We start from the raw sequence: 20,669 nt of genomic DNA on the forward strand, positions 1-20,669 counted from the left end.
ATTAAAAATAGCTTAATAATCTGTTTTTTTATTCAACTGTAAAATTATTCAAGCAAAACTGCACTATTATAGTATTAGAATTTTTTACCCATTTAAAGGGATCAAATCTTCCGCGAATAATTGATGGTAATGGTGGAAGTAATTTATATTTTTTATAAATTTTCTTTCTAACTGCAATATGATTTAATGCTAAGTCATTTCCTGAGAGCAAATCTAAAACTTCATTGATGTAAAGAAAAAATATATCATTTCCTATGCCTATAAGTTCCCCAGCCTTTAGTGCAAAAGCACGATTAACTCTAAAGGCTCTAGTCCATTCTGAACGAACAGACTCTCTAAGACGAGCTGCTTCAGCCACTTTTACAATTTTCTTTTCGAAATTATTAGCTTCTTTAGGAAAATGTTCTTTCAATCTTTTGAGAGCTTCTTCATATTGATCATGTTGTTTATTAAGAAGCTTTTCTACATCTGTGTTTGAATTCTTAAATTCCTCTATCTGCTTTTCAAGCCAAGTTTCATCTTCTCCAGAATGAGGTATGGATAATTCAAACTCATGTGGCCCACGATGTCCGTATTTCATTCTGTATTCTTCACGATTCATTTCTCCAGTTATAATCTTTGAGATACCAATAATAGGTCCAAGGCTCTCGAGGGATGAATCTCCTCTAAAATTAGACATAAGTGTATTTGTATCTTCAATTCCTGCTACTTTTATTAACTCATCCTTTAATTTATTAGCTATGACCATTTTTCTTCCACCAGCAAGTGCAATCCACAAAGCCTTAAAATTAAAAGGTAAAATTTCAGTTTTCCATAGATCGATTAATTCTTCTTTTGTCTTTACTTCTTTAATAGTTTTAGTCATCCTCCTACACAAATTTGGAGATTCATTCAAATGCTCTGGAATTTCCTTAGAAGCTTTAATAATATTTTTTAAACGATGTTTTAATTTTGGAGCCATCCCTTTTATCAAGCCTAGTTTTGAAAATGGATAAATAGGAATTTCTATTTCTTCAGGCATTTGGCCAAAGACTTCACTCATTGTTTTTATTAGACTCTTAATATCTTTGCCGAAGGCAGGGTATAAAGACAATGCATAACTGATGTTTGTATATGCTCTTCCACAAATGTTGCCTGAAAATAAATAGTATCCAGGAATAGTCATTTGTTCTTCATCCAAAGCCCTTATTATAGACCAGCTTAGGGGAGTGAAAACATCAGACATTGCTTCTCCAACATTAGTATTGGTCCATAGGAAATCCCCGTCCAAAGTATCGTTCCATTCATATGTATCAGGATTACCAGTTATTAATGTTGTAATAGGTCTTGCTTGTAATATATATAATTTTCCATTTGATACTGCCCATTCAATATCTTGATGAGCACCATATTCTGTTTCAAGTTTAGATGCATATTTATATAACTCTGAGGCATATTTCTTAAATTCAGAGGGTCCTTCATATTTTCTTTTGGGTCTCATAATATTAAATGGATATGCATTTGCTTCTCCTGATACAAGCTGTTCTCCTAATCCAAATACAAAATTACCAGTCATGCTCTCGTGACTGCCTGTAATTGGATCAGCAGTAAATAATACTCCTGAAATTTCAGACTGTATCATAATTTGAATCACTACCGCTATCTGATGAGATTGATCCATTCCTTGGACTGAACTGTATGCTTTTACTCTTTCTGATTCTCTTGAGCTAAAAACTTCATATATTGCGCTTTGAATTTCTTCATCTGTCTTAACATTTAAAACTGTTTCAAATTCTCCTGCAAAAGAAGCTTGAGCAGAATCTTCACTTAAAGCAGATGATCTTACTGCAAATAAAACACTTTCATTATTTTTTCTAATTTCTTTCAAATAATGTTTGATTTTATTCCAAGCATCCTCATTAAGAATATTCTCCTTAAAAGCTGATGGTAAAATCACAAATCCGTCAGGAACAGGATATCCTGCTTGAAACATTTTTGATAACATACATCCTTTTCCACCTGCAAGTGATTGGAGTTCAGGGGTTAATTCTTTAAAGCTTTTGATCATATCCAACATTATAATACCTCCTTTTTAAAACTCAATATTTATTTATAAAAACAACTTTTAAGCATTTCTGTATATGCTTCTGCTTCAATAAAAGCTTTATCATAATTAATTTGTTTTGAAGATGATGACTTTGCCTCTTCTAGAACTTTTGCATTAAATCCTTGAAAGGACCATATAACAACGTTTATCGCCTTTTCTATATCTATGCCATCTCTAAATTTAGATAAATCTATACCATCAAATACTCTTTTTGAAGCGCTTTCTAATTCTTCCTTATTTATCACATTTAAATCATTTTCTATATCACTTGATTTTTCCATATTTACAGCTTCAATGAATTTAAGAATTTTAGGAAATTTATTCAATAATTCTACTTTAATCAGATGGATTCGACGTAACCTAACGAAAAAATCTTTTTCCTTTAAATCAATCTTTTTGTAAAATTCAGTCATGCTAACATCTATGCAATAATCATATAAAAATAAAAATAATTGCTTCTTATTTTTAAAATAGTGAAATAATAACCCTTTAGATATACCAGCCTCTTTAACAATCTCATTTGTAGAGGCATTCTCATAACCTTTCTCAGCAAATTCATTTATTGCTGCATTTAAGATACGATTTTGTTTTTCTGAATCTAAATTTAAAAATTTCGATACCACAGTATTACCTTCTTTCAGATCTATGTAAGATTAATAAAGAATTTTATATAAATATTTGTGCTATTAAGTTATGCTCATTACTTTAGTGAAATATTATTATTGTAATTTAAGTAGTAAAAAAATAATTCTTTTTATTATTTAAGAGGATTATAACTCTATTGACCAATGCGGTCAATAAATAAATTTAATACTTAAAAGTAAAAAAATTGTATTATTGCTTAATCATATAATCAATAACTGGGAGAATTTGAAAAGATTAAGCGATGTTGTGAGAAAAGTAAGTTATATTGGGTAGATTTTTTTCGCTTCCTAAAAGTTCATAATTTGTTATAGGATTAAAATAAAAAATGGTGGATTTTGAATATTGAACTATGAAGAATAGATTAAATATATATATAAATGATATTGAAACTTAAAGTTATTGACAATTAGATATATTATGTATATATTAATAAGTAGAGGTCTACCTATTTAAGGCGAGGAGGATAAATAATGAAGAATAGAGAATGGGAATACCCATATGACTTATTTATAAAGAGCATTGCTCAAAAGATGAGATATACGAATGACGAAAAATTAAAGGAATATGATCTGACTTCACCTCAAGCTTTATTGTTGGAGCTTATCGAAAGAGAAATAAGACACGGAAAAGAGATAACTCGCAAGAATTTAGAGAGTGTTATGAATTTAAAAGGGTCATCTATAACAAACCTTTTAAATGGATTAGATAGAAAAGGATGCATCATACGTAGTGCTGGGATATCAGATGGGCGTACTTTTCAAATTCAAGTTACTCCAAAAGGAAAAAATATATTAACAGAGATGGAAAAGGTTTTTGAAGAAACTGAGGAACAGTTATTAAAGGGCATGTTACAAGAGGAGAAAAAAGTTTTTTTGGATCTGCTTATTAGAGCCTATAAAAATTTATATGGAGAGTCTGATTAATAATAAAAAGCGTATTGCTGCTTTTTATTTAAATATATATGTAGAAGTCTACGTATATTTTGATAAATTTTTTTGAAGGGAAGATTAATTAAAATATTGATTATTTATGTATAAGCAGAGGCTAGAAATAATCAATAAATGAATACTAAATGCTTTTTTTTATTTAACAATATAAGTAGAAGTCTACATATATTATGTTAAATACATTGTTGAAGTAGTTTAATTATTAAAAATTCAAGGGATGTATTAAGCAAAGACATTTCATTAAGTCCTAAAGAATTTCACCCAAAGCGAGTTTTGATTTTACTGAATTAATTGGAGGTTATATTTATGCTTAGAATTATAAAAAGATTGCCGGCAGATAAAGTGGTTGTTGCAATTATGTTTTTATTGTTACAGATTTCAGGTGCGATTTATCTGCCTTATATGACAGCGAACATTGTAAATGAGGGCATTGTAAATGGAGATATATATTACATTTACCATCAAGGAATATTTATGATTGGTATTACGATAATGAGCTTAATTGGCCAAGTTTTGAATACCTATATATCAGCAAAAATATCATACAATATGAGCAGTAAGCTTCGTAAGGATATTTATAATAAGGTACTTACTTTTTCTAAAAGAGAGTACGACAAATTTGGAGCAGCATCATTGATTACTCGTAATATCAATGATGTAACACAAGTACAAAGCTTAGTTGAAATGGGCCTTAAGTTTCTGATTATTGCTCCTTTATATTTGCTAGGCGGAATAGTAATGACTTATCGGCTAAGCCCTAAATTATCATTAATTTTTATTGGGGTTATACCTTTTCTAGCTATTGGCACCATTGTTATATACAGGTTTGCAAATCCCCTTTATGAAAAGATGCAAAAATTGCTTGATAGATTAAATCTTCTTTTTAGAGAAGGACTTACAGGGGTAAAAGTTATTAGAGCTTTTGGCAGGGAAGAAGAAGATTATAAAAAGTATAATGCCATAAATCAGAATTATACAAAGACAGCTATTAAGGCAGGGACAATTATGAGTGTTTTCACACCATTTATTACTGTGCTTCTTAATTTAACAACCATAATTATAATTTGGATTGGTTCTGGATTAATCGCTTCTGGAACTATGGAAATTGGGACAACAATGGCGGCAATATCATATTCGACTCAAATTTTAATTGGATTTACAATACTCGCGAGTGTTATATTAGCTATTCCAAGGGGAAAGATTTCAATTGAGCGCATTAATGAGATTTTAGATATGAATCTAAGTATAATTGAATCTTCTAAAACTGAAGTATCAAAGAATGGGAGTTTGCAGTTTGAAAAAGTTGATTTTAGCTATCCTGGTGCAGAGAAAAAAGCTTTAGAGGATATTAGTTTTAAGGTTAAAGAGGGAGAAACTTTAGCTATTATTGGGAGTACTGGTGATGGCAAAACATCTCTCATAAATCTTATTATAAGACTTTATGACATAGAGAGTGGATACATAAAAATTGGTAATGTAGATATTAGGAAAATCAAAAAATCGGAACTTAATCATATGGTAAGCTTAGTGCCACAAAAATCAACACTGTTTATGGGATCTATACGAGACAATATGCTGATTGCAAAGCCTGACGCTACTGATGAAGAAATATGGGAAGCTTTAGATTTAGCATGTGCTACAGAATTTGTATCCAATCTTAATGGTGGATTGGACAGTATGGTAGAAAAAGCCGGAGGTAATTTTTCAGGAGGACAAAAGCAGAGAATTTGTATTGCTAGAGGTTTGCTTAAGGATGCGAATATATATATTTTTGATGATTCATTTTCAGCGCTGGACTTTAAGACCGATAGGATTATACGTGAATCAATACAAAATAAGCTTTCAAAAGCTATCACGGTCATAGTTGCACAAAGAATAAGTGCTGTTATGAATGCTGATTTGATAGCAGTATTAGATAATGGAAAACTAGTAGGACTTGGTACACATGAGGAGCTTAAAAAATCTAATAATGTTTATAAAGAAATAATTGACTCACAGATGTACAAGGAGGGGATCGCATGAACATAAGCAAAAAAGAAACTGATGGAAAGGTAAATGTTATAGCAAAACCACAAGATTTATGGTTAACCATAAAAAAACTTTTGGAATGCATGAAAAAAAGCAGTTTACTAATTGTACTTACTATAGTTATTGCTATAGGAGGAACTGTTATGCAGGTTATAAGTCCAAAACTACTTGGAAAGGCTACAACTTTAGTTTTTTACGGAATAAAAACACAGGCAGGAATTGATTTTAATAGACTTATATTAATTCTACTTAGTGTGGCTGTCATGTATTTAGGGGTATTTGTATCATCATTCTTACAAGAGAGAATTATGACTGTAGTAGCACAAAAAACAACTTATGCGCTTCGCAACCAGTTAAAAGCAAAAATGAATAGAGTAGAAGTTACATTCTTTGATATAAATTCTAATGGAAATCTCATGTCAGTAGCTGCAAATGATATAGATAATATTATGACTAATCTACAGCAAAGTCTGACGCAGCTTATTTCAACCATTATTACTGTTATAGGTGCACTGCTTTTTATGATTACTATAAGTCCATTACTTACAATAATAGTTTTCATAATGATTCCAGTAACCCTAATAATTACAAAGCTGTTTACTCCTAAAACACAGAAATATAACAAAGAGTACTTGAAAAGCATGGGAGAATTAAATAGCTTAGTTGAAGAAAGCTACCAAGGTTTTTCTGTTATTAAGAGTTTTAATTGGGAAAACGATGCATTGCAAAAGTTTGAGAGCATAAATGGAAAAATGTATGATTCAGGCTGGAAAGCAAGATTTTCTGGAGGCATGATGATGCCATGTATGATGCTCATGCAGAATATTATTTATGTACTAATTGCAGCAACAGGTGCAGTTAAAGTAGTAGGAGGTTCAATTCTAATTGGTGATATGCAGGCTTTTTTACAATATTCTCAGCAATTCACTTCTCCCATAGCTAAACTTTCCATGACTTGGGCTAATCTTCTTTCAGCTATAGCCTCTGCTGAGAGGGTATTTAATATTTTAGATACTGAAGAAATAAAAGAATATGAATCAGAGTTTCCAAACAAAGAATTTGAAACTGCTAAAGTTGCTTTTGAAAATGTTAAATTTGGGTATACAGATAAACTGTTAATGACTGATTTCAGCATGAATGTTGATGAGGGGAAAATGGTAGCTATTGTAGGACATACTGGTGCGGGAAAATCCACATTAATAAATTTATTAGAGCGGTTTTATGAGATACAAGGAGGCAGCATTCGAATTGATGGCATTGATGTTCGTAATTTGGGCATTGGTAAATTAAGAAAAAACATCGGAATGGTACTACAAGATACGTGGCTATTTTCAGGCACAATCTTTGAAAATATAAAATATGGTAATGAAAATGCGACCAAAGAACAAGTATATGCTGCAGCAAAAGCAGCTTATGCTCATGAATTCATTCAGAAATTACCTTATGGTTATAACACGGTTTTAAATGAAGATGCAGAGAACATTTCACAAGGGCAGAGGCAGCTTATTACAATTGCCAGAGCGTTTGTAGCTAATCCAGATATTTTAGTACTCGATGAAGCGACATCTAATGTTGACAGCCGTACAGAGCTTGTTATTCAAAAAGCTATGAAAAGACTATTAAAAAATAGAACAAGCTTTGTGGTAGCGCATCGTTTATCGACTATATATGATGCTGATTCTATCGTGGTTATGGAAAAGGGAGACATTGCTGAAACAGGAACCCATAAAGAGTTATTATCAAGGGCCGGAGCTTATGCAGATATTTATAATAGTCAATTTGCTGGGAGTTTAGCCTAGAAGTATATATATGTTAATAGTAAGAAAATTCATAGGAGTTATAAACGTCAAGTGAGAGGATTCAAAAGTTAGATAAAATAACTGATTTTTAAGAATATATTATAGCTAATGTTTAGGTGAAAAAAGTAGATTTTAACAAAATGAAAGAATATTAGATGAAATATTAAATTCATTAAGATAGGAGAAATAATTATGTCAAAATATATGAAAATGTTAAAGGAATTAAATAAAGATTCATTGCTTGAAGCAGGAGGAAAAGGAGCTAACCTTGGAATATTAATAAATGCTGGACTTCCTGTACCATCTGGATTTGTGGTTACAACAAGTGCATATGATGCTCATCTTGAAAGCTCTGGTCTTAAAGAGAGAATAACAAAAAGGCTTGAAAAGATTAAGGGACAAGATATTAATGAAATATCAGAGGCAAGTAAAGATATCTCATCATGGATTGAAGAAGCTCAAATGCCTATTGAGATTCAGAAGGAATTAAACATAGCTTTTGACGGTTTGTATAAAAAAATAGGAGTAGGTGAAAAGATGTCAGTTTCAGTACGATCAAGTGCAACGGCTGAAGATTTACCAACGGCTTCATTTGCAGGGCAGCATGAAACTTATCTTGGTATCTACGGAAAAGAAAATGTCTTTAAGCATGTAAAGAAATGCTGGGCAAGCCTTTGGTCATCACAAGCAATAAATTATAGAATAAGTATGAATTTTGAGCATCTTAAGGTGGATCTTGCAGTTGTAGTTCAGGCAATGATAGATTCAGAGGCGGCTGGAGTGATGTTTACTGCAAATCCTGTAAATGGAAAGAGAGATGAAATATTAATAAGTGCAGGCTATGGGCTTGGTGAAGCAGTTGTTAGTGGTTTAATAACTCCGGATTCATTTGTTTTAAGCAAAAAGGGAGACATAAAAGAAAAGAATCTTGGATCTAAGGAGATTAATATTAAATTAACTAAAAGTGGAATTGTTACAGAAAAAGTGCCTGATTCAAAGAGAAAAGCCTATTGTCTAGGATCAAATGAACTTAATCAGCTTGCAAAACTAGCAGAGCTTGTTGAAAAACATTATGGTAGTCCCCAAGATACAGAATGGGCTCTTTCTGAAGGTAAGATATATTTACTTCAAGCAAGACCAATTACAACAATGGATGCTGAGAGTGAGGATTTTAATATACCTGGATCTGAGGACAAAATAATCTATCAAGGCAAAAAGGCAGATTTTGGTCTTCAAAGTGTAATGGAACATAGTCCATATCCACATACTCCTTTGGATTTTGCATGTTTTACTCATTTTTATCAGGGGATATATACTTCTTTCTCCGAAACAGGATTTAAGATGCCTAAGGAGCAGAATATACCTATAGAAAGAGAAAGTGGATGCGTGGCCTTAAGTTATCAGGCGCCATCAATATCTCCATCTATAATTTGGAAGGGGCCTAAATCATTAATTAATGATTTATTTAAAGATACAAATGTTCTATGGCAGAGCTTTTCAGGAGAGGCTAATGAGTGGATTAAGAGGATGGATACAGCAAAAAATAATACAGATGATGCAGAAAAACTTATAAAACTTATTAAGCAGGGAATGAAAGAATATGAGAATTTTGTTTATAAAAGATTTTCTTTAATTGATATGCCTAGTGGAATTACTGAGTTTAAGTTTAATAAGTTAATTAAAAAAGCTGTAGGAAAGGAAATGTTTGAAGAGGTTAAAGAAAATCTTCTTAGAGCTTTGCCTTTTAGAACTGCACTTCAGAACAAAGAAATGATAAAGATAGCACAAACAGCAGCCATGAATGGAAAAGGTGGCCAAGCATTCAAAGATGCCATTGAGAATTTCTTGAAAGAATATGGGGATAGACCTTCTATAGGTGCTGGACGTATGATATCACCTTCTACATGGAGTGAAAAACCTGAAATGATAAATGAAATTATTGATGCATTATTATGCGATGCCTCTATACTAGATTCGGAAGAAAGTTTTAATAAACAGGAAGAAGCTTATAAAGTTGCAAAAGACTTAGTAAAGAAAGGGCTAAAATATGATAATTATAGAAAGTTTACTAAAATTCTAGAGAGAATAAGATATACGGTAATAATCAGAGAGGAAAGTGTATTTTACTTAGAAAAAATAGCAGGTTGTTTGCATAGAATGGCTTTAAAGCTAGGAAGCCTTTTAGTTGAGAAAGATTATATTAATGATGCAGAAGATGTATTTTTCATTTTTCTTGAGGAACTTAATTCAGTGGCAGAAGGCAAGTTAAATATAGAAGAAAGATTAAATAAAAGAAAGAAAGCTTTTGATAAGGTTTATGAGGCCCATGAAAAAGGTGTGCATTGGTTAGTAGCTACAGGGTCAATTCCAGTATTTGAGTCAAAGGAAAAAATTAAACAGGATAAGAGCGAAGATTGTAATTCAATTAAAGGAAGTGCTGCAAGTCGTGGAGTATATGAAGGTTCAGTATGCATAGTAAGAAATCCTTCTGAATTTAAAAAATTGAAAAAGGGAGATATACTCGTATCGCCATATACATCTCCAATTTGGACACCTCTTTTTAAAGTTGCAGCTGCGGCTGTCACTGAAATAGGAAGCCCAACATCCCATGCGGCAATTGTAGCTAGAGAGTACGGTATACCTGCTGTTGTGGCTATTGATAATGCAACAAGTATATTAAAGGATGAACAAAGAATAAGAGTAGACGGAACAAATGGAGTAATAACATTGTTATAAATAATTGTGAAAATACGAATGATAATAAACGAAAGAATTAATTTTATGAAAAGAATTTAATGGATGATTGCTGATGAAGTTAAGATGTATGGATAATGTTATCTTATCAGTAATAGTCTAACAGTAAAATGCATTGACAGTAAAAATTCAGCGTGATACCATTGTAATTGAATGATTTATAAAAAGGAGACTTAAAGAGATGATTTTAGTTGTTCTTAACTAAGCTATTAAAATTAAATAGTTTGAGATGCTTTGAAGTTCTATTATAGAGCTTTAACTAAGTGAGCATTTTAAGAGCAATATCTTCTACTAAGCTCTTTTATAAAAAATAAAATAACTTTAGATATACATATATTAGAAGTAATTATTTTGATTAAGCTAAAGTATATGTTTTATATTAGATTAAATTTAACTATAATAAAAGATCTTTAAATAAATGAACTCTCCATAGATGATATTGTTTGTCTATATGGGGAGTTTTAATTTTATATAAAGAAAGGTGGGACTTTTTATGGAATTTACAAAAGTTACAGAAAAGGTTTATTATCTTATTAATGACAGAGAAACTGACAGACCAGTGCTTGGATATATTAAAGGAGATAAATATTCTTTAATGGTGGATGCAGGAAATTCACAAAAGCATGTAAAGAAATTTAATAGTTGTATAGAAAAATTGAATTTAAGATTGCCTGATTATGTTGCAATCACTCATTGGCATTGGGATCATACTTATGGGATGCATGCAGTTACAGGAAAAACTATATCATGTGAAATAACTAATGAACAATTAAAGGTTATGTCTAAGTGGCAATGGACGGATGATGCAATGAAAAATCGTCTCTTAACTGGAGAAGATATTGAATTTGCAGATACTAATATTCGTAAAGAATACGAAGGACTTCAAGGTATAAAAGTTGTACCTGCTGATATAGTCTTTAAAAATGACTTAGAAATAGATTTAGGAGGATTAACAGTTATTTTAAGAAATGTTATTTCACCTCATTCTCAAGATTCAGTAATAGTTTATGTACCTGAAGAAAAAGTAGTATTTATAGGAGATGCTTATAGTATGGACTATTATAATAATTGTGAATATGATTCGTTTAAATTAGAGAGTTTTATAAATGTATTAAAGGATCTAGAGTTTGACATTTGTTTAGCAGGTCACTCATCACCTATAAATAAAACTGAGATCATTGAATATTTAAATTCACAGCATAAGAAAATCTACGAAGACAATAAATAAATATTATTATTTGAATAATTAATCTCTGCTTAGAACCTTCAGCGATATTTTCATAGCTTTTCGGAACAAAATATTTATGATTTCGGTAAGTTACCACATAAGTCTAGTTTTAAAGTTCGATATCTATAATATTCTTTACAATAAATATTGTGAAGAATAAATATTCTAAACCATATATATTCTGAAGAATATATATTCTAATATTCTTCAGAATATGCTTGAATAATGCGGGTTTTAAGGCTGTGGACGTAAATAAACCATATGTTTTTATGTGATTTAAGCGAGAAAATCTATGGCTATATTTTAGTAGAGAAGAATTTTAATGAGTGTTCGCAAGAATATTAAATAGATTCTTAGGAGGAATTCATATGTGAGTTAAATAAATTGAGATTAATTAAATTTAATCTAATGTTGATGTTAGCCAAGAAGTCATGAAAGAAAGAATCTCATCAGCTAATGAAGAAACTGCAGAAGCATCTTTCAAGTTACCTTTACTATGCCAACGTTTTGTAGCGCAATATATACCGCTGCTCATCATAACAGTAATCAATTCTAATTTTTCTTCTTCATTCTTTGAACAGGTTCTAGTATTGTTAAGCATGTTTTGTACTATATCTTGTAATTTAAGCTGAACTCTCATATCAATTAACATATTGGCAGATTTATATAATCTTATATAGCTGGTGCCTACAGTCTTATGATAATCACACATAATAAAAATTAAATCACGCAAAGTTTTTTCATTTAACTTTGCATCAGGACTAATCCTGCTGGATACAATTGTCATGAATTCATCTGATATAAAAGAATCTAGTAAATCATATTTATCTTTAAAATGAGCATAAAAGGTTGCGCGGTTTACGTTAGCTCTTTCTGAAGTATCCTTTACGGTTATATTTTCAAAGGGTCTTTTATTAGCTAATGAAAGAAATGCATCTTGGATGAGTTTACGAGATTTAGTTATGCGTTTATCATTTATTTGAGATTTTTGTATCATACCTGCTCCTTTCTAAATATATATTCTATAAAAATATTAATTCATAGAAGTTTGCTTTAAACTATTGGACAATTCAAATCAGACAACCTTATAACGAATGAATTATATTATTTAGAATTTATATAGTATGGATATTTTAAGTAAGCTCCTAAATTATAATTTTAATTGAGCACTTGGATTATTATAGTTATAAGTATAAATTTATTATTGCAATATAAATATTTTTTACTTAATAACCAACATTTCATGGTTTCTGTTGGTTGAATAGCTAATTTTAGTACATTATAATAATAGCATGCATAAATCGCTACAACAACACGTGTTTAATGATTTAACGATTGAGCTGCTATTTACAATTATGTATACGAGGAGAAAGTAAAATGAGTGAATTAAAACATAGAATTGTTGAAACAAATGGTATAAAAATGCATATAGCGGAACAAGGAAAAGGGCCTCTTGTATTATTACTTCATGGCTTCCCTGAAATATGGTATTCATGGAGGAATCAGATACCTGTTTTGGCTGAAGCAGGTTTCCACGTAGTAGCGCCAGATTTAAGAGGATATGGAGATACAGAAAAACCAGAAAATATTGATCAATACACTCTGCTTCATTTAGTTGGCGATATAGTTGGAGTGTTAGATGCATTAAATGAAGAAACAGCAGTAATAGTAGGGAATGATTGGGGAGCAACAATTGCATGGAATGCAGCATTATTAAGGCCAGATAAATTCAAGGGCGTTATAGCTTTAACAGTTCCAATGATGCCTCAACCACCAATTCCACCAACCACTGTTTTCCCACAAAATAGTGAGGAGTTATTTTATACTCTATATTTTCAAACACCAGGTGTAGCAGAAAAAGAATTTGAGAAAGATGCACGATTTGCAGTTCATAACTTGCTGTATTCAGCTTCAGGAGATGCAGGACCACGTAAAGGAAATGATGGAACTCCAAATCCATTTAGTATGGTATCAAGAGAGAAGGGATTACTTTCAGCATTACCAATGCCTAAAATGACATCTTGGCTTAAAGAAAAAGACTTAGAGGTTTATGCAGAAGCATTTGCCAAAACAGGCTTTAGTGGCGGATTAAATTATTACCGTAATTTAGATAGAAATAGAGAATTATTAAGCTGTTTTAATGGATTAAAAGTAACAATTCCTGCATTATTTATAGTAGGGACTCGTGATGTTGGATTAAGTATTCCAGGAATGAATCAAATAATTTCTGAAATGAAGAGTATTGTTCCAAACATCCGTCAAACTATATTTCTTGAAGATTGCGGACATTGGGCTCAACAAGAAAAACCAGAAGAGGTTAGTACGGCAATAATTTCATTTCTTAAAAGTTTATAATATATTATAGAAATTAAAATGAAAACTTGTGTGCTTTGAAGTCATCGCTTCAGCGTCCACCATAAAACACATGAAAATGATATGCTCACTTTATAGGAGATAGTTAAAATAATAAAACTGTTTCTATAAAGGGAGCATTTTATTTTTTCAAGTTTTAATTATCCAATTATATCAACATAACAAAAATGTAATATTAATGAAATGTAGTTAAATTGATGAAGCAGGTATAATAATATAAAATAATTAACATAGAGCCAAGTTAAGTGCATTGATTATAGATATATATCCAAAGCAAAGGTTGGATATATACATGTTAAAACTGAGATTAAATACATGTTTATTCCAGCGGAGGTATGAAATTTCTACTGGATGAGATTTAAATGAAGGATTTGATACCAAAACAAAGGTTCAAGAAAAAAGGGAGAATTATAGATGAAAAATATATTGAATGTAGAAAGAATCGAGAAATATTATGGCAATAAAGGGAATTTAACAAAGGCAATAGATAATATAAGCTTTAAGGTAGATGAGGGGGAGTTTGTTGGAATAATGGGACCTTCAGGAAGTGGTAAAACTACACTTCTTAATTGTATATCAACTATTGATAGTGTTACCGCAGGAAAGATATTGATAAATGGTAGTGACATTACAAGGCTAAAATCAAAAGAATTAGATAAGTTTAGGCAAAATGAGTTAGGATTTATATTTCAGGACTTTAACTTATTAGATACACTTACAGCTTATGAGAATATTGCTTTAGCATTAACAATAAAGGGAGAGGACACCTATAAAATAGATGAAGAAATACAAGCGGTAGCAGAGCATTTAGAAATAGGACAAGTGCTTAATAAGTATCCTTATGAGATGTCTGGTGGGCAAAAGCAAAGAGTTGCTTCAGCAAGAGCAATTGTAACTAATCCATCTTTAGTTCTTGCTGATGAACCAACAGGGGCACTAGACTCTAAGTCAGCTAGGCTGCTACTTGAAAGGTTTGAAAACTTAAATGATAATTTGAAAACTACAATACTCATGGTTACCCACGATTCCTTTACAGCAAGTTATGCTCATAGAATACTCTTTATTAAGGATGGAAGAATTTTTAATGAACTCATAAGAGGTAAAGACACAAGAAAGGAATTTTTTAATAAAATCATAGAAGTTATATCCCTTCTTGGAGGTGATGATAATGATGTATTTTAAGCTGGCCTTTGGCAATATAAAAAAGAGTTATAAGGATTATACTATATACTTCTTAACATTAATATTAGCTGTCTGTATATTTTATAGCTTTAATTCTATAGATTCACAAAAGGCCCTTTTTGATATAAAATCTTCAAATGCTAATTACATAGAAAAATTAACAGTTACTATGTCTTATTTTTCTATGTTCATATCAGTAATACTAGGAAGTTTAATCTTGTATGCTAATAATTTTCTGATAAAAAAACGTAAAAAAGAATTAGGTATATATATGACTTTAGGAATGGGAAAGAGAAAAATATCTAAGATTTTAGTAGTAGAAACCTCTATGGTAGGCGCTATATCTTTAGTTGCAGGCCTTATATTAGGAATAGCAGCATCACAAGTCTTATCTACTCTTATCTTAAAGCTGTTTGATGTTTCTATGAATGAATATAGATTTACAGTCTCTATAAATGCTATTGGAAAGACTATATTATATTTTGGAATAATGTTTTTACTCGTAATGATTTTTAATGTATTTGTTGTTTCTAAGTACAAAATAACAGACTTACTTGCGGCAGATAGAAAAAATGAAAAAATGAAATTTAAAAATCCATATATATATTTGGCAGCATTTTTGTTAAGTATAGTATCTCTTTCAGCTGTATATAAATTTCTATTAAAAATAGGGATAGATACATGGAATCCAATGTTTAGGCCAGCACTAATTATTAGTGTAATTAGTACAGTACTATTTTTCTTTAGTTTATCTGGAGTTATATTATATTTTTTAAATAAAAATAAGAAAGTATATTTTAAGGGATTGAATATATTCGTTATAAAGCAGGTAAATAGCAAGTTTAATACACACTTTCTATCCATGTCAGTAATATGTTTAATGCTATTTACTACAATACTCGTATTATCTACAGGAATAGGTCTTAAGAAAAATTATGAAGCAGGCCTTGAAAAAATAACACCATTTGACGCAAGTGTAGTCATATATCCTCATGGTGAAGATATTTCTTTAGATGAAGTGTTTAATAAAATTGATTTCAAATTGAGTGAAAATGAAAAATATATAACTTATGATGAATATATTGCATCAGTAGAACCTAAAGATTTATTTAAAACTGAAGATGAGGCTTTTAAAGGCTATACAGCAAGTTTTGTAAAAATATCTGACTACAATAAAATATTAAAACTAAAAGGTGAAAAAGAAGTTAATTTAAATAGTGATGAAGTTTTAATTTTATCAAATTATAACAAATTAGCTGATCCAATTAATGAAAAATTAAAGCATAGCAATAAAGTTAATATTAAAGGAAAAGAGTATCTAGCGAAAAATCATGAGGCTTTACAAGAAAACCTTGAAACTTCTATAATGGCAGAAAATTATTGCATTATAGTGATAAATGATGAGCTTATGCCAGAGAGTGAGGCTTACAAATCAGTACTTGATGTAATGTATACTGATGAAAATAGAGAAGAAAATAATGAAAAATACCAAGAGATTTATAATAATTCTTTGATTGGTGGGAAGTATGAAAGTCTAGATGTCCCCCATATGAATGCCTATTCAAAGGATGGCATTTATTCTAGGGAAAAGGGTTCTTCAACTTCTGAATTATTTCTTGGTTTATATTTAGGTATGATATTTTTGATATCAAGCATGGCTGTATTAGCACTTCAGCAATTATCAGAAGCTAGTGACAGTATAGAAAGATATAAAGCTTTAAAGAGAATTGGTGCAAATAAGAAAATGATAAATAAAACTATATTTCTTCAAACCTTGATATATTTCAGTCTTCCTGTAATTCTTGCATTAGTTCATTCAATTATTGGTGTTTTAGTGGTTAATAAGGAAATAAGCAATTTTAATCAAATAGATATTAGATTTTCAGCGTTAATGACGGCTGTAATATTTATTGTAGTATATGCAGGATATTTCTATACAACATATACAGGGTATAAAAATATTATAAAAAATAATATATAAGGACTAATATAGATAGCCAAAACCATAAATAGTTTAATTCTGCAAAAGCGTTGAAGTAGTTACAATTTGTAGTAAAGATACGAACCTAAAGTGTTCCTAATTTATAAATATGTCTATTTAGTGAGAGCTATGGATATTCATGATATATATGGAATAAGTAAATGCTTAATATATTGATTTCCATAATAGCAAATCAAAGAAAAAGTGAAGGAATTATAATGATATTGAGTAAAATTGTGGTAAAATGTAGTGTTTAGTTTTATAATAATTATTAAGGTTATTAAGTTTTGGATTTCAAGATTTAATAACCTTATATTTCTAGTAGGGGGATATAATGAGGAAAATTATTATTATTGAAGATGATGAAGTTATAAGGGAGGAATTGCAAAGTTTTTTAGAGAGATATGGATATGAAGTGAAGGCTCCTTTAGATATGGATAACATAATAAATTATATTGAAAGTGAGAACGCTGAACTTATATTGCTAGATATTAATTTGCCTATGTATGATGGATATTATATATGTAGGGAAATACGCAAGACTTCAGAGGTTCCAATTATAATAGTTACAAGTAGAGATAGTGAAGTAGATGAACTGATGAGCATGAATTTAGGGGCAGATGACTTTATTACAAAACCTTATAATACAGAAATACTACTTGCAAGAATAACTAATATTTTAAAAAGGACTTATGGAAACATAAAGAATAGTAATATATTAAGCTACAGAGATTTTAATTTGAATCTTTCAAATGCAACTATTATTTATAAAGATAACTCTCTAGAGTTAACTAAAAATGAAGTTAAAATACTATCATTTTTAATAAATAATAAAGGAAATATAGTAAAAAGAGATTCTCTTATGGAGTACCTTTGGAAAGCAGATTTTTTTGTAGACGATAGCACTTTAAATGTTAATATAAATAGATTAAGAAAGAAGCTTGAAGAAATAGGAATAGAAAATCCAATAGAAACAAGAAGAGGAATGGGGTATATTATGCCATGACTATAGGTGAATTTCTTAAAGATAAAGCTATTGTAATATTATGTAATAGCCTCATGTTTATCATATTGTCAATAATAATGCTTGTTATAAATGTTAACTTAATTATAGTTATATTTGTTTTTTGTATATGGTTTTTCCCGTTAGGATCTTACATGGCTTTAGAATATATAAAGCATAAAAAGTATTTTGGGGAGATTGACAGTTTATTAGAAAAATTGGACAAGAAATATTTAATTCCAGATATGCTAAAGGAAGCAGAATCTGTACAAGGAGAAAAGTTTAACTCTCTACTTAAACAATTAAGTAGAGATATGTATGAGCATGTAAAATATTATAAAGATATGCAGGAAGATTATAGAGAATATTTGGAAGCCTGGGTTCATGAAATTAAAACGCCAATAGCTTCTTCAAAGCTTATTATTGAGAATAATCAAAATGAAGCAACTAATAAAATAGACTTTCAGATAGACAAAATTGAAAGATTTGTGGAACAGGTACTTTACTACTCTAGAAGTAATAATGCTTATAAAGATTATATTATAAAACAAATTAGTCTAGGTAATATAGTAAAAAATGTAGTAAAAAGAAACTATAGAGATTTCATTCATAAGAAAATAAAAATCAATATAAATGACATTAATGAAAATGTATATAGCGATGGAAAATGGGCTGAGTTTATCATTAATCAGATAATAGTAAATTCAATAAAATATTCAAGCAATAGAGATCCTAAAATTAATATATCATCAATGAAAAAAGCCAATTCAGTAATGTTATTTATAGAAGATAATGGAGTAGGGATAATAGAGAAAGATATAGATAGAGTCTTTGAAAAAGGCTTCACTGGTGAGAATGGAAGAAGATTTAGCAAAAGTACAGGCATGGGTTTGTATTTATGTGAAAAACTCTGCTTAAAGCTGGGCTTAAAAATTTCTATTGCCTCAGAGGTTAATAAAGGAAGTAAAGTTACATTAATATTTCCGCTATCTGGTATGGAAACTTTTAGTGATGATTGAGGGGAAGTTAAATGATAGTCTTTTTGGAAAGACAAAACATAACACAAAAAGTCGGGAATAACCGTTTGAAAAGAGATAAGATATATGTACAGACAGGGGGATAATTATGAAATGGATTGAAGGAATAGGTGAAGCTATAAGCTATATTGAGGAGAATATCACTGAAGAAATCACAATAAAAAATATTGCAGAAAAAACATTTATGTCTCCATTCTATTTCCAGAAAGGCTTTGCAATGCTTTGTGGGTTTACGGTTGGAGAGTATATCAGACAACGCAGGCTTACTCTTGCCGGAAGTGACCTCGTTTCTACTGATGAAAAAATCATTGATATTGCATTAAAATATGGATATGCATCACCAGATAGTTTCACAAAAGCTTTTACTCGATTTCATGGTGTCACACCTACTGCTGTTAGAAAAGATGGAGCGATGATTAAGTCATTTGCTCCGCTGAAAATTAAATTTTTATTGGAAGGCGGTTATATTATGGATTACAAAATTGTTGAAAAAGATTCGTTTACTGTCATAGGTGTATCAAAGGTATTTAAGTATGAGAATGCATTTGCAGAAATTCCACCGTTTTGGACAGAGCATTATGAAGCTGGAAAGGGAAAGTTTGTGTGTGGAATGTATGGAATATCCATAGATGAGAACATGGGATCAGATGAGTTTGAATATTTGATTGCAGATGATTATAATCCATCCATGGAAATACCTAATGGTTTTGTCACAAAGATTATTCCTAAACACACATGGGCTGTTTTTGCTTGCAAGGGAGCCATGCCAAAATCGTTGCAAGATATGAACAGAAAAATCTTCTCAGAATGGCTGCCTAATTGCAAGGATTATGAAATTGCAGCAGGTTATAATATTGAAATGTACACTGATATAGCTGATTATCCTAAGGGGAATCAAGATGAGAATTATTACAGCGAAATCTGGATTCCTGTTAAGAAAAAATAGTAATGTAAAAGAGTATGATTTGAAGCACATCAGATTCCAAGTTTGTAAGTTTGATGCAGAATAGTTTTAAATCTAGTTCTGTCATATTTTCATAAGCTATAAATCACTAAAAATAAATAGAAAATTATAAAATCGCATTATTCAAAAGTTGATATGTTTCCTTTAAGATAGACAAATAAAAATCTGTTACTTGAAAGGGAGCAGTTCAAATAATTGAATTTGCGATTTTTTTATATGCAATACTAAAATTCCATGAAATAAGAAATGTAAATAACAGCTAATATAAAAGAACCTATAATAGAGAATTGAGCAAAGAATTTCTGATTATTAGTTAATTTGGAATTTAAAAATACATATTTATAATTGATTGATCCAAGAATTGGAAATATGAAGATAAAATATCTGCTCTTATTGTAATCTGTTATTAAATCAAGTGAAATAATAAATACATTCAAAAGTACTATAAAAATTACTTTAATATTTGACATAGCTCTTCTCCTAAATACTTTTTTACAAAATTATACCATAAACTCAAACAAAAAAATTTATAATAAAGAAATATTTACAATATATGTTATAATAAATTAATAACTATAATAGTGCATTTTTACTTGAATAATTTTACAGTTAAATAAAAAAGCCGATTCCTAAACTATTTTT

General features: G+C 30.1%; 15 protein-coding genes. 11 read left to right on the forward strand and 4 right to left on the reverse strand.

Annotation, left to right across the window (positions count from 1 at the left end):
- Positions 1-28: 28 nt before the first annotated feature.
- Positions 29-2,056 carry a PEP/pyruvate-binding domain-containing protein gene (locus L3B96_RS26580; protein ID WP_238949006.1) on the reverse strand — a complete coding sequence of 676 codons (2,028 nt, stop codon included), beginning with the start codon at positions 2,054-2,056 and terminating at the stop codon, positions 29-31.
- Positions 2,057-2,085: 29 nt separating this feature from the next.
- The gene (locus L3B96_RS26585) at positions 2,086-2,709 is read right to left on the reverse strand and encodes a TetR/AcrR family transcriptional regulator (RefSeq protein ID WP_238949007.1); all 624 of its coding nucleotides are present in this window, start codon (positions 2,707-2,709) and stop codon (positions 2,086-2,088) included.
- 492 nt (positions 2,710-3,201) lie between these two features.
- Between L3B96_RS26585 and L3B96_RS26590 the strand changes: the two genes are divergently transcribed.
- The 5 genes from L3B96_RS26590 (at position 3,202) to L3B96_RS26610 (ending at position 11,487) form a co-directional block, all read left to right on the forward strand.
- Positions 3,202-3,654: a winged helix DNA-binding protein gene (locus L3B96_RS26590; protein ID WP_238949008.1), complete on the forward strand. Its 453-nt coding sequence runs from the start codon at positions 3,202-3,204 to the stop codon at positions 3,652-3,654.
- A gap of 330 nt (positions 3,655-3,984) precedes the next feature.
- The gene (locus tag L3B96_RS26595) at positions 3,985-5,700 is read left to right on the forward strand and encodes an ABC transporter ATP-binding protein (protein WP_238949009.1); all 1,716 of its coding nucleotides are present in this window, start codon (positions 3,985-3,987) and stop codon (positions 5,698-5,700) included.
- Complete coding sequence (locus tag L3B96_RS26600) at positions 5,697-7,505, forward strand: ABC transporter ATP-binding protein (RefSeq protein ID WP_238949010.1); 1,809 nt, start codon at positions 5,697-5,699, stop codon at positions 7,503-7,505. The genes L3B96_RS26595 and L3B96_RS26600 overlap by 4 nt, the downstream gene beginning before the upstream one ends.
- Positions 7,506-7,697: 192 nt before the next feature.
- Positions 7,698-10,241 carry a PEP/pyruvate-binding domain-containing protein gene (locus L3B96_RS26605; RefSeq protein WP_238949011.1) on the forward strand — a complete coding sequence of 848 codons (2,544 nt, stop codon included), beginning with the start codon at positions 7,698-7,700 and terminating at the stop codon, positions 10,239-10,241.
- 511 nt (positions 10,242-10,752) lie between these two features.
- Positions 10,753-11,487, forward strand: coding sequence for an MBL fold metallo-hydrolase (locus L3B96_RS26610; protein WP_238949012.1), 735 nt, complete (start codon positions 10,753-10,755; stop codon positions 11,485-11,487).
- 400 nt (positions 11,488-11,887) lie between these two features.
- On the opposite strand, the gene L3B96_RS26615 is transcribed toward L3B96_RS26610, so the two are convergent.
- Complete coding sequence (locus L3B96_RS26615) at positions 11,888-12,484, reverse strand: TetR/AcrR family transcriptional regulator (protein WP_238949013.1); 597 nt, start codon at positions 12,482-12,484, stop codon at positions 11,888-11,890.
- A 380-nt stretch (positions 12,485-12,864) separates the two neighbouring features.
- On the opposite strand from L3B96_RS26615, the gene L3B96_RS26620 reads away from it, so the two are divergent.
- The 6 genes from L3B96_RS26620 to L3B96_RS26645 all read left to right on the forward strand — a co-directional run bounded on the left by L3B96_RS26620 (position 12,865) and on the right by L3B96_RS26645 (position 20,009).
- On the forward strand, positions 12,865-13,842 hold the full coding sequence (locus L3B96_RS26620; RefSeq protein WP_077830399.1) for an alpha/beta hydrolase: 978 nt from the start codon (positions 12,865-12,867) through the stop codon (positions 13,840-13,842).
- A 432-nt stretch (positions 13,843-14,274) separates the two neighbouring features.
- Positions 14,275-15,042, forward strand: a complete 768-nt coding sequence (locus tag L3B96_RS26625; protein ID WP_238949014.1) for an ABC transporter ATP-binding protein — start codon at positions 14,275-14,277, stop codon at positions 15,040-15,042.
- Complete coding sequence (locus L3B96_RS26630; protein ID WP_238949018.1) at positions 15,032-17,023, forward strand: ABC transporter permease; 1,992 nt, start codon at positions 15,032-15,034, stop codon at positions 17,021-17,023. The genes L3B96_RS26625 and L3B96_RS26630 overlap by 11 nt, the downstream gene beginning before the upstream one ends.
- 334 nt (positions 17,024-17,357) lie before the next feature.
- Entirely contained in the window at positions 17,358-18,029 is a 672-nt protein-coding gene (locus tag L3B96_RS26635; RefSeq protein WP_026886939.1) for a response regulator transcription factor, read from the forward strand.
- The gene (locus tag L3B96_RS26640) at positions 18,026-19,045 is read left to right on the forward strand and encodes a sensor histidine kinase (RefSeq protein ID WP_238949015.1); all 1,020 of its coding nucleotides are present in this window, start codon (positions 18,026-18,028) and stop codon (positions 19,043-19,045) included. Before L3B96_RS26635 ends, L3B96_RS26640 begins: the two co-directional genes overlap by 4 nt.
- Positions 19,046-19,151: 106 nt before the next feature.
- Positions 19,152-20,009, forward strand: a complete 858-nt coding sequence (locus tag L3B96_RS26645; protein ID WP_238949016.1) for an AraC family transcriptional regulator — start codon at positions 19,152-19,154, stop codon at positions 20,007-20,009.
- A 242-nt stretch (positions 20,010-20,251) separates the two neighbouring features.
- Here the strand turns inward: L3B96_RS26645 and L3B96_RS26650 are convergent, their stop codons facing one another.
- Positions 20,252-20,497, reverse strand: a complete 246-nt coding sequence (locus L3B96_RS26650; RefSeq protein WP_238949017.1) for a hypothetical protein — start codon at positions 20,495-20,497, stop codon at positions 20,252-20,254.
- Positions 20,498-20,669 lie beyond the last annotated feature (172 nt).

The organism is Clostridium sp. YIM B02569 (assembly GCF_022320765.1).
In the GTDB taxonomy this organism is placed as follows: Bacteria; Bacillota; Clostridia; order Clostridiales; family Clostridiaceae; genus Clostridium; species Clostridium beijerinckii.

Bases quoted from the DNA above. Each gene is read 5' to 3' on its own strand.
- L3B96_RS26650 (WP_238949017.1), bottom strand. From the start codon at position 20,497: ATGTCAAATATTAAAGTAATTTTTATAGTACTTTTGAATGTATTTATT.
- L3B96_RS26610 (WP_238949012.1), top strand. From the start codon at position 10,753: ATGGAATTTACAAAAGTTACAGAAAAGGTTTATTATCTTATTAATGAC.
- L3B96_RS26630 (WP_238949018.1), top strand. From the start codon at position 15,032: ATGTATTTTAAGCTGGCCTTTGGCAATATAAAAAAGAGTTATAAGGAT.
- L3B96_RS26645 (WP_238949016.1), top strand. From the start codon at position 19,152: ATGAAATGGATTGAAGGAATAGGTGAAGCTATAAGCTATATTGAGGAG.
- L3B96_RS26615 (WP_238949013.1), bottom strand. From the start codon at position 12,484: ATGATACAAAAATCTCAAATAAATGATAAACGCATAACTAAATCTCGT.
- L3B96_RS26625 (WP_238949014.1), top strand. From the start codon at position 14,275: ATGAAAAATATATTGAATGTAGAAAGAATCGAGAAATATTATGGCAAT.
- L3B96_RS26580 (WP_238949006.1), bottom strand. From the start codon at position 2,056: ATGTTGGATATGATCAAAAGCTTTAAAGAATTAACCCCTGAACTCCAA.
- L3B96_RS26590 (WP_238949008.1), top strand. From the start codon at position 3,202: ATGAAGAATAGAGAATGGGAATACCCATATGACTTATTTATAAAGAGC.
- L3B96_RS26595 (WP_238949009.1), top strand. From the start codon at position 3,985: ATGCTTAGAATTATAAAAAGATTGCCGGCAGATAAAGTGGTTGTTGCA.
- L3B96_RS26600 (WP_238949010.1), top strand. From the start codon at position 5,697: ATGAACATAAGCAAAAAAGAAACTGATGGAAAGGTAAATGTTATAGCA.
- L3B96_RS26640 (WP_238949015.1), top strand. From the start codon at position 18,026: ATGACTATAGGTGAATTTCTTAAAGATAAAGCTATTGTAATATTATGT.
- L3B96_RS26635 (WP_026886939.1), top strand. From the start codon at position 17,358: ATGAGGAAAATTATTATTATTGAAGATGATGAAGTTATAAGGGAGGAA.
- L3B96_RS26620 (WP_077830399.1), top strand. From the start codon at position 12,865: ATGAGTGAATTAAAACATAGAATTGTTGAAACAAATGGTATAAAAATG.
- L3B96_RS26605 (WP_238949011.1), top strand. From the start codon at position 7,698: ATGTCAAAATATATGAAAATGTTAAAGGAATTAAATAAAGATTCATTG.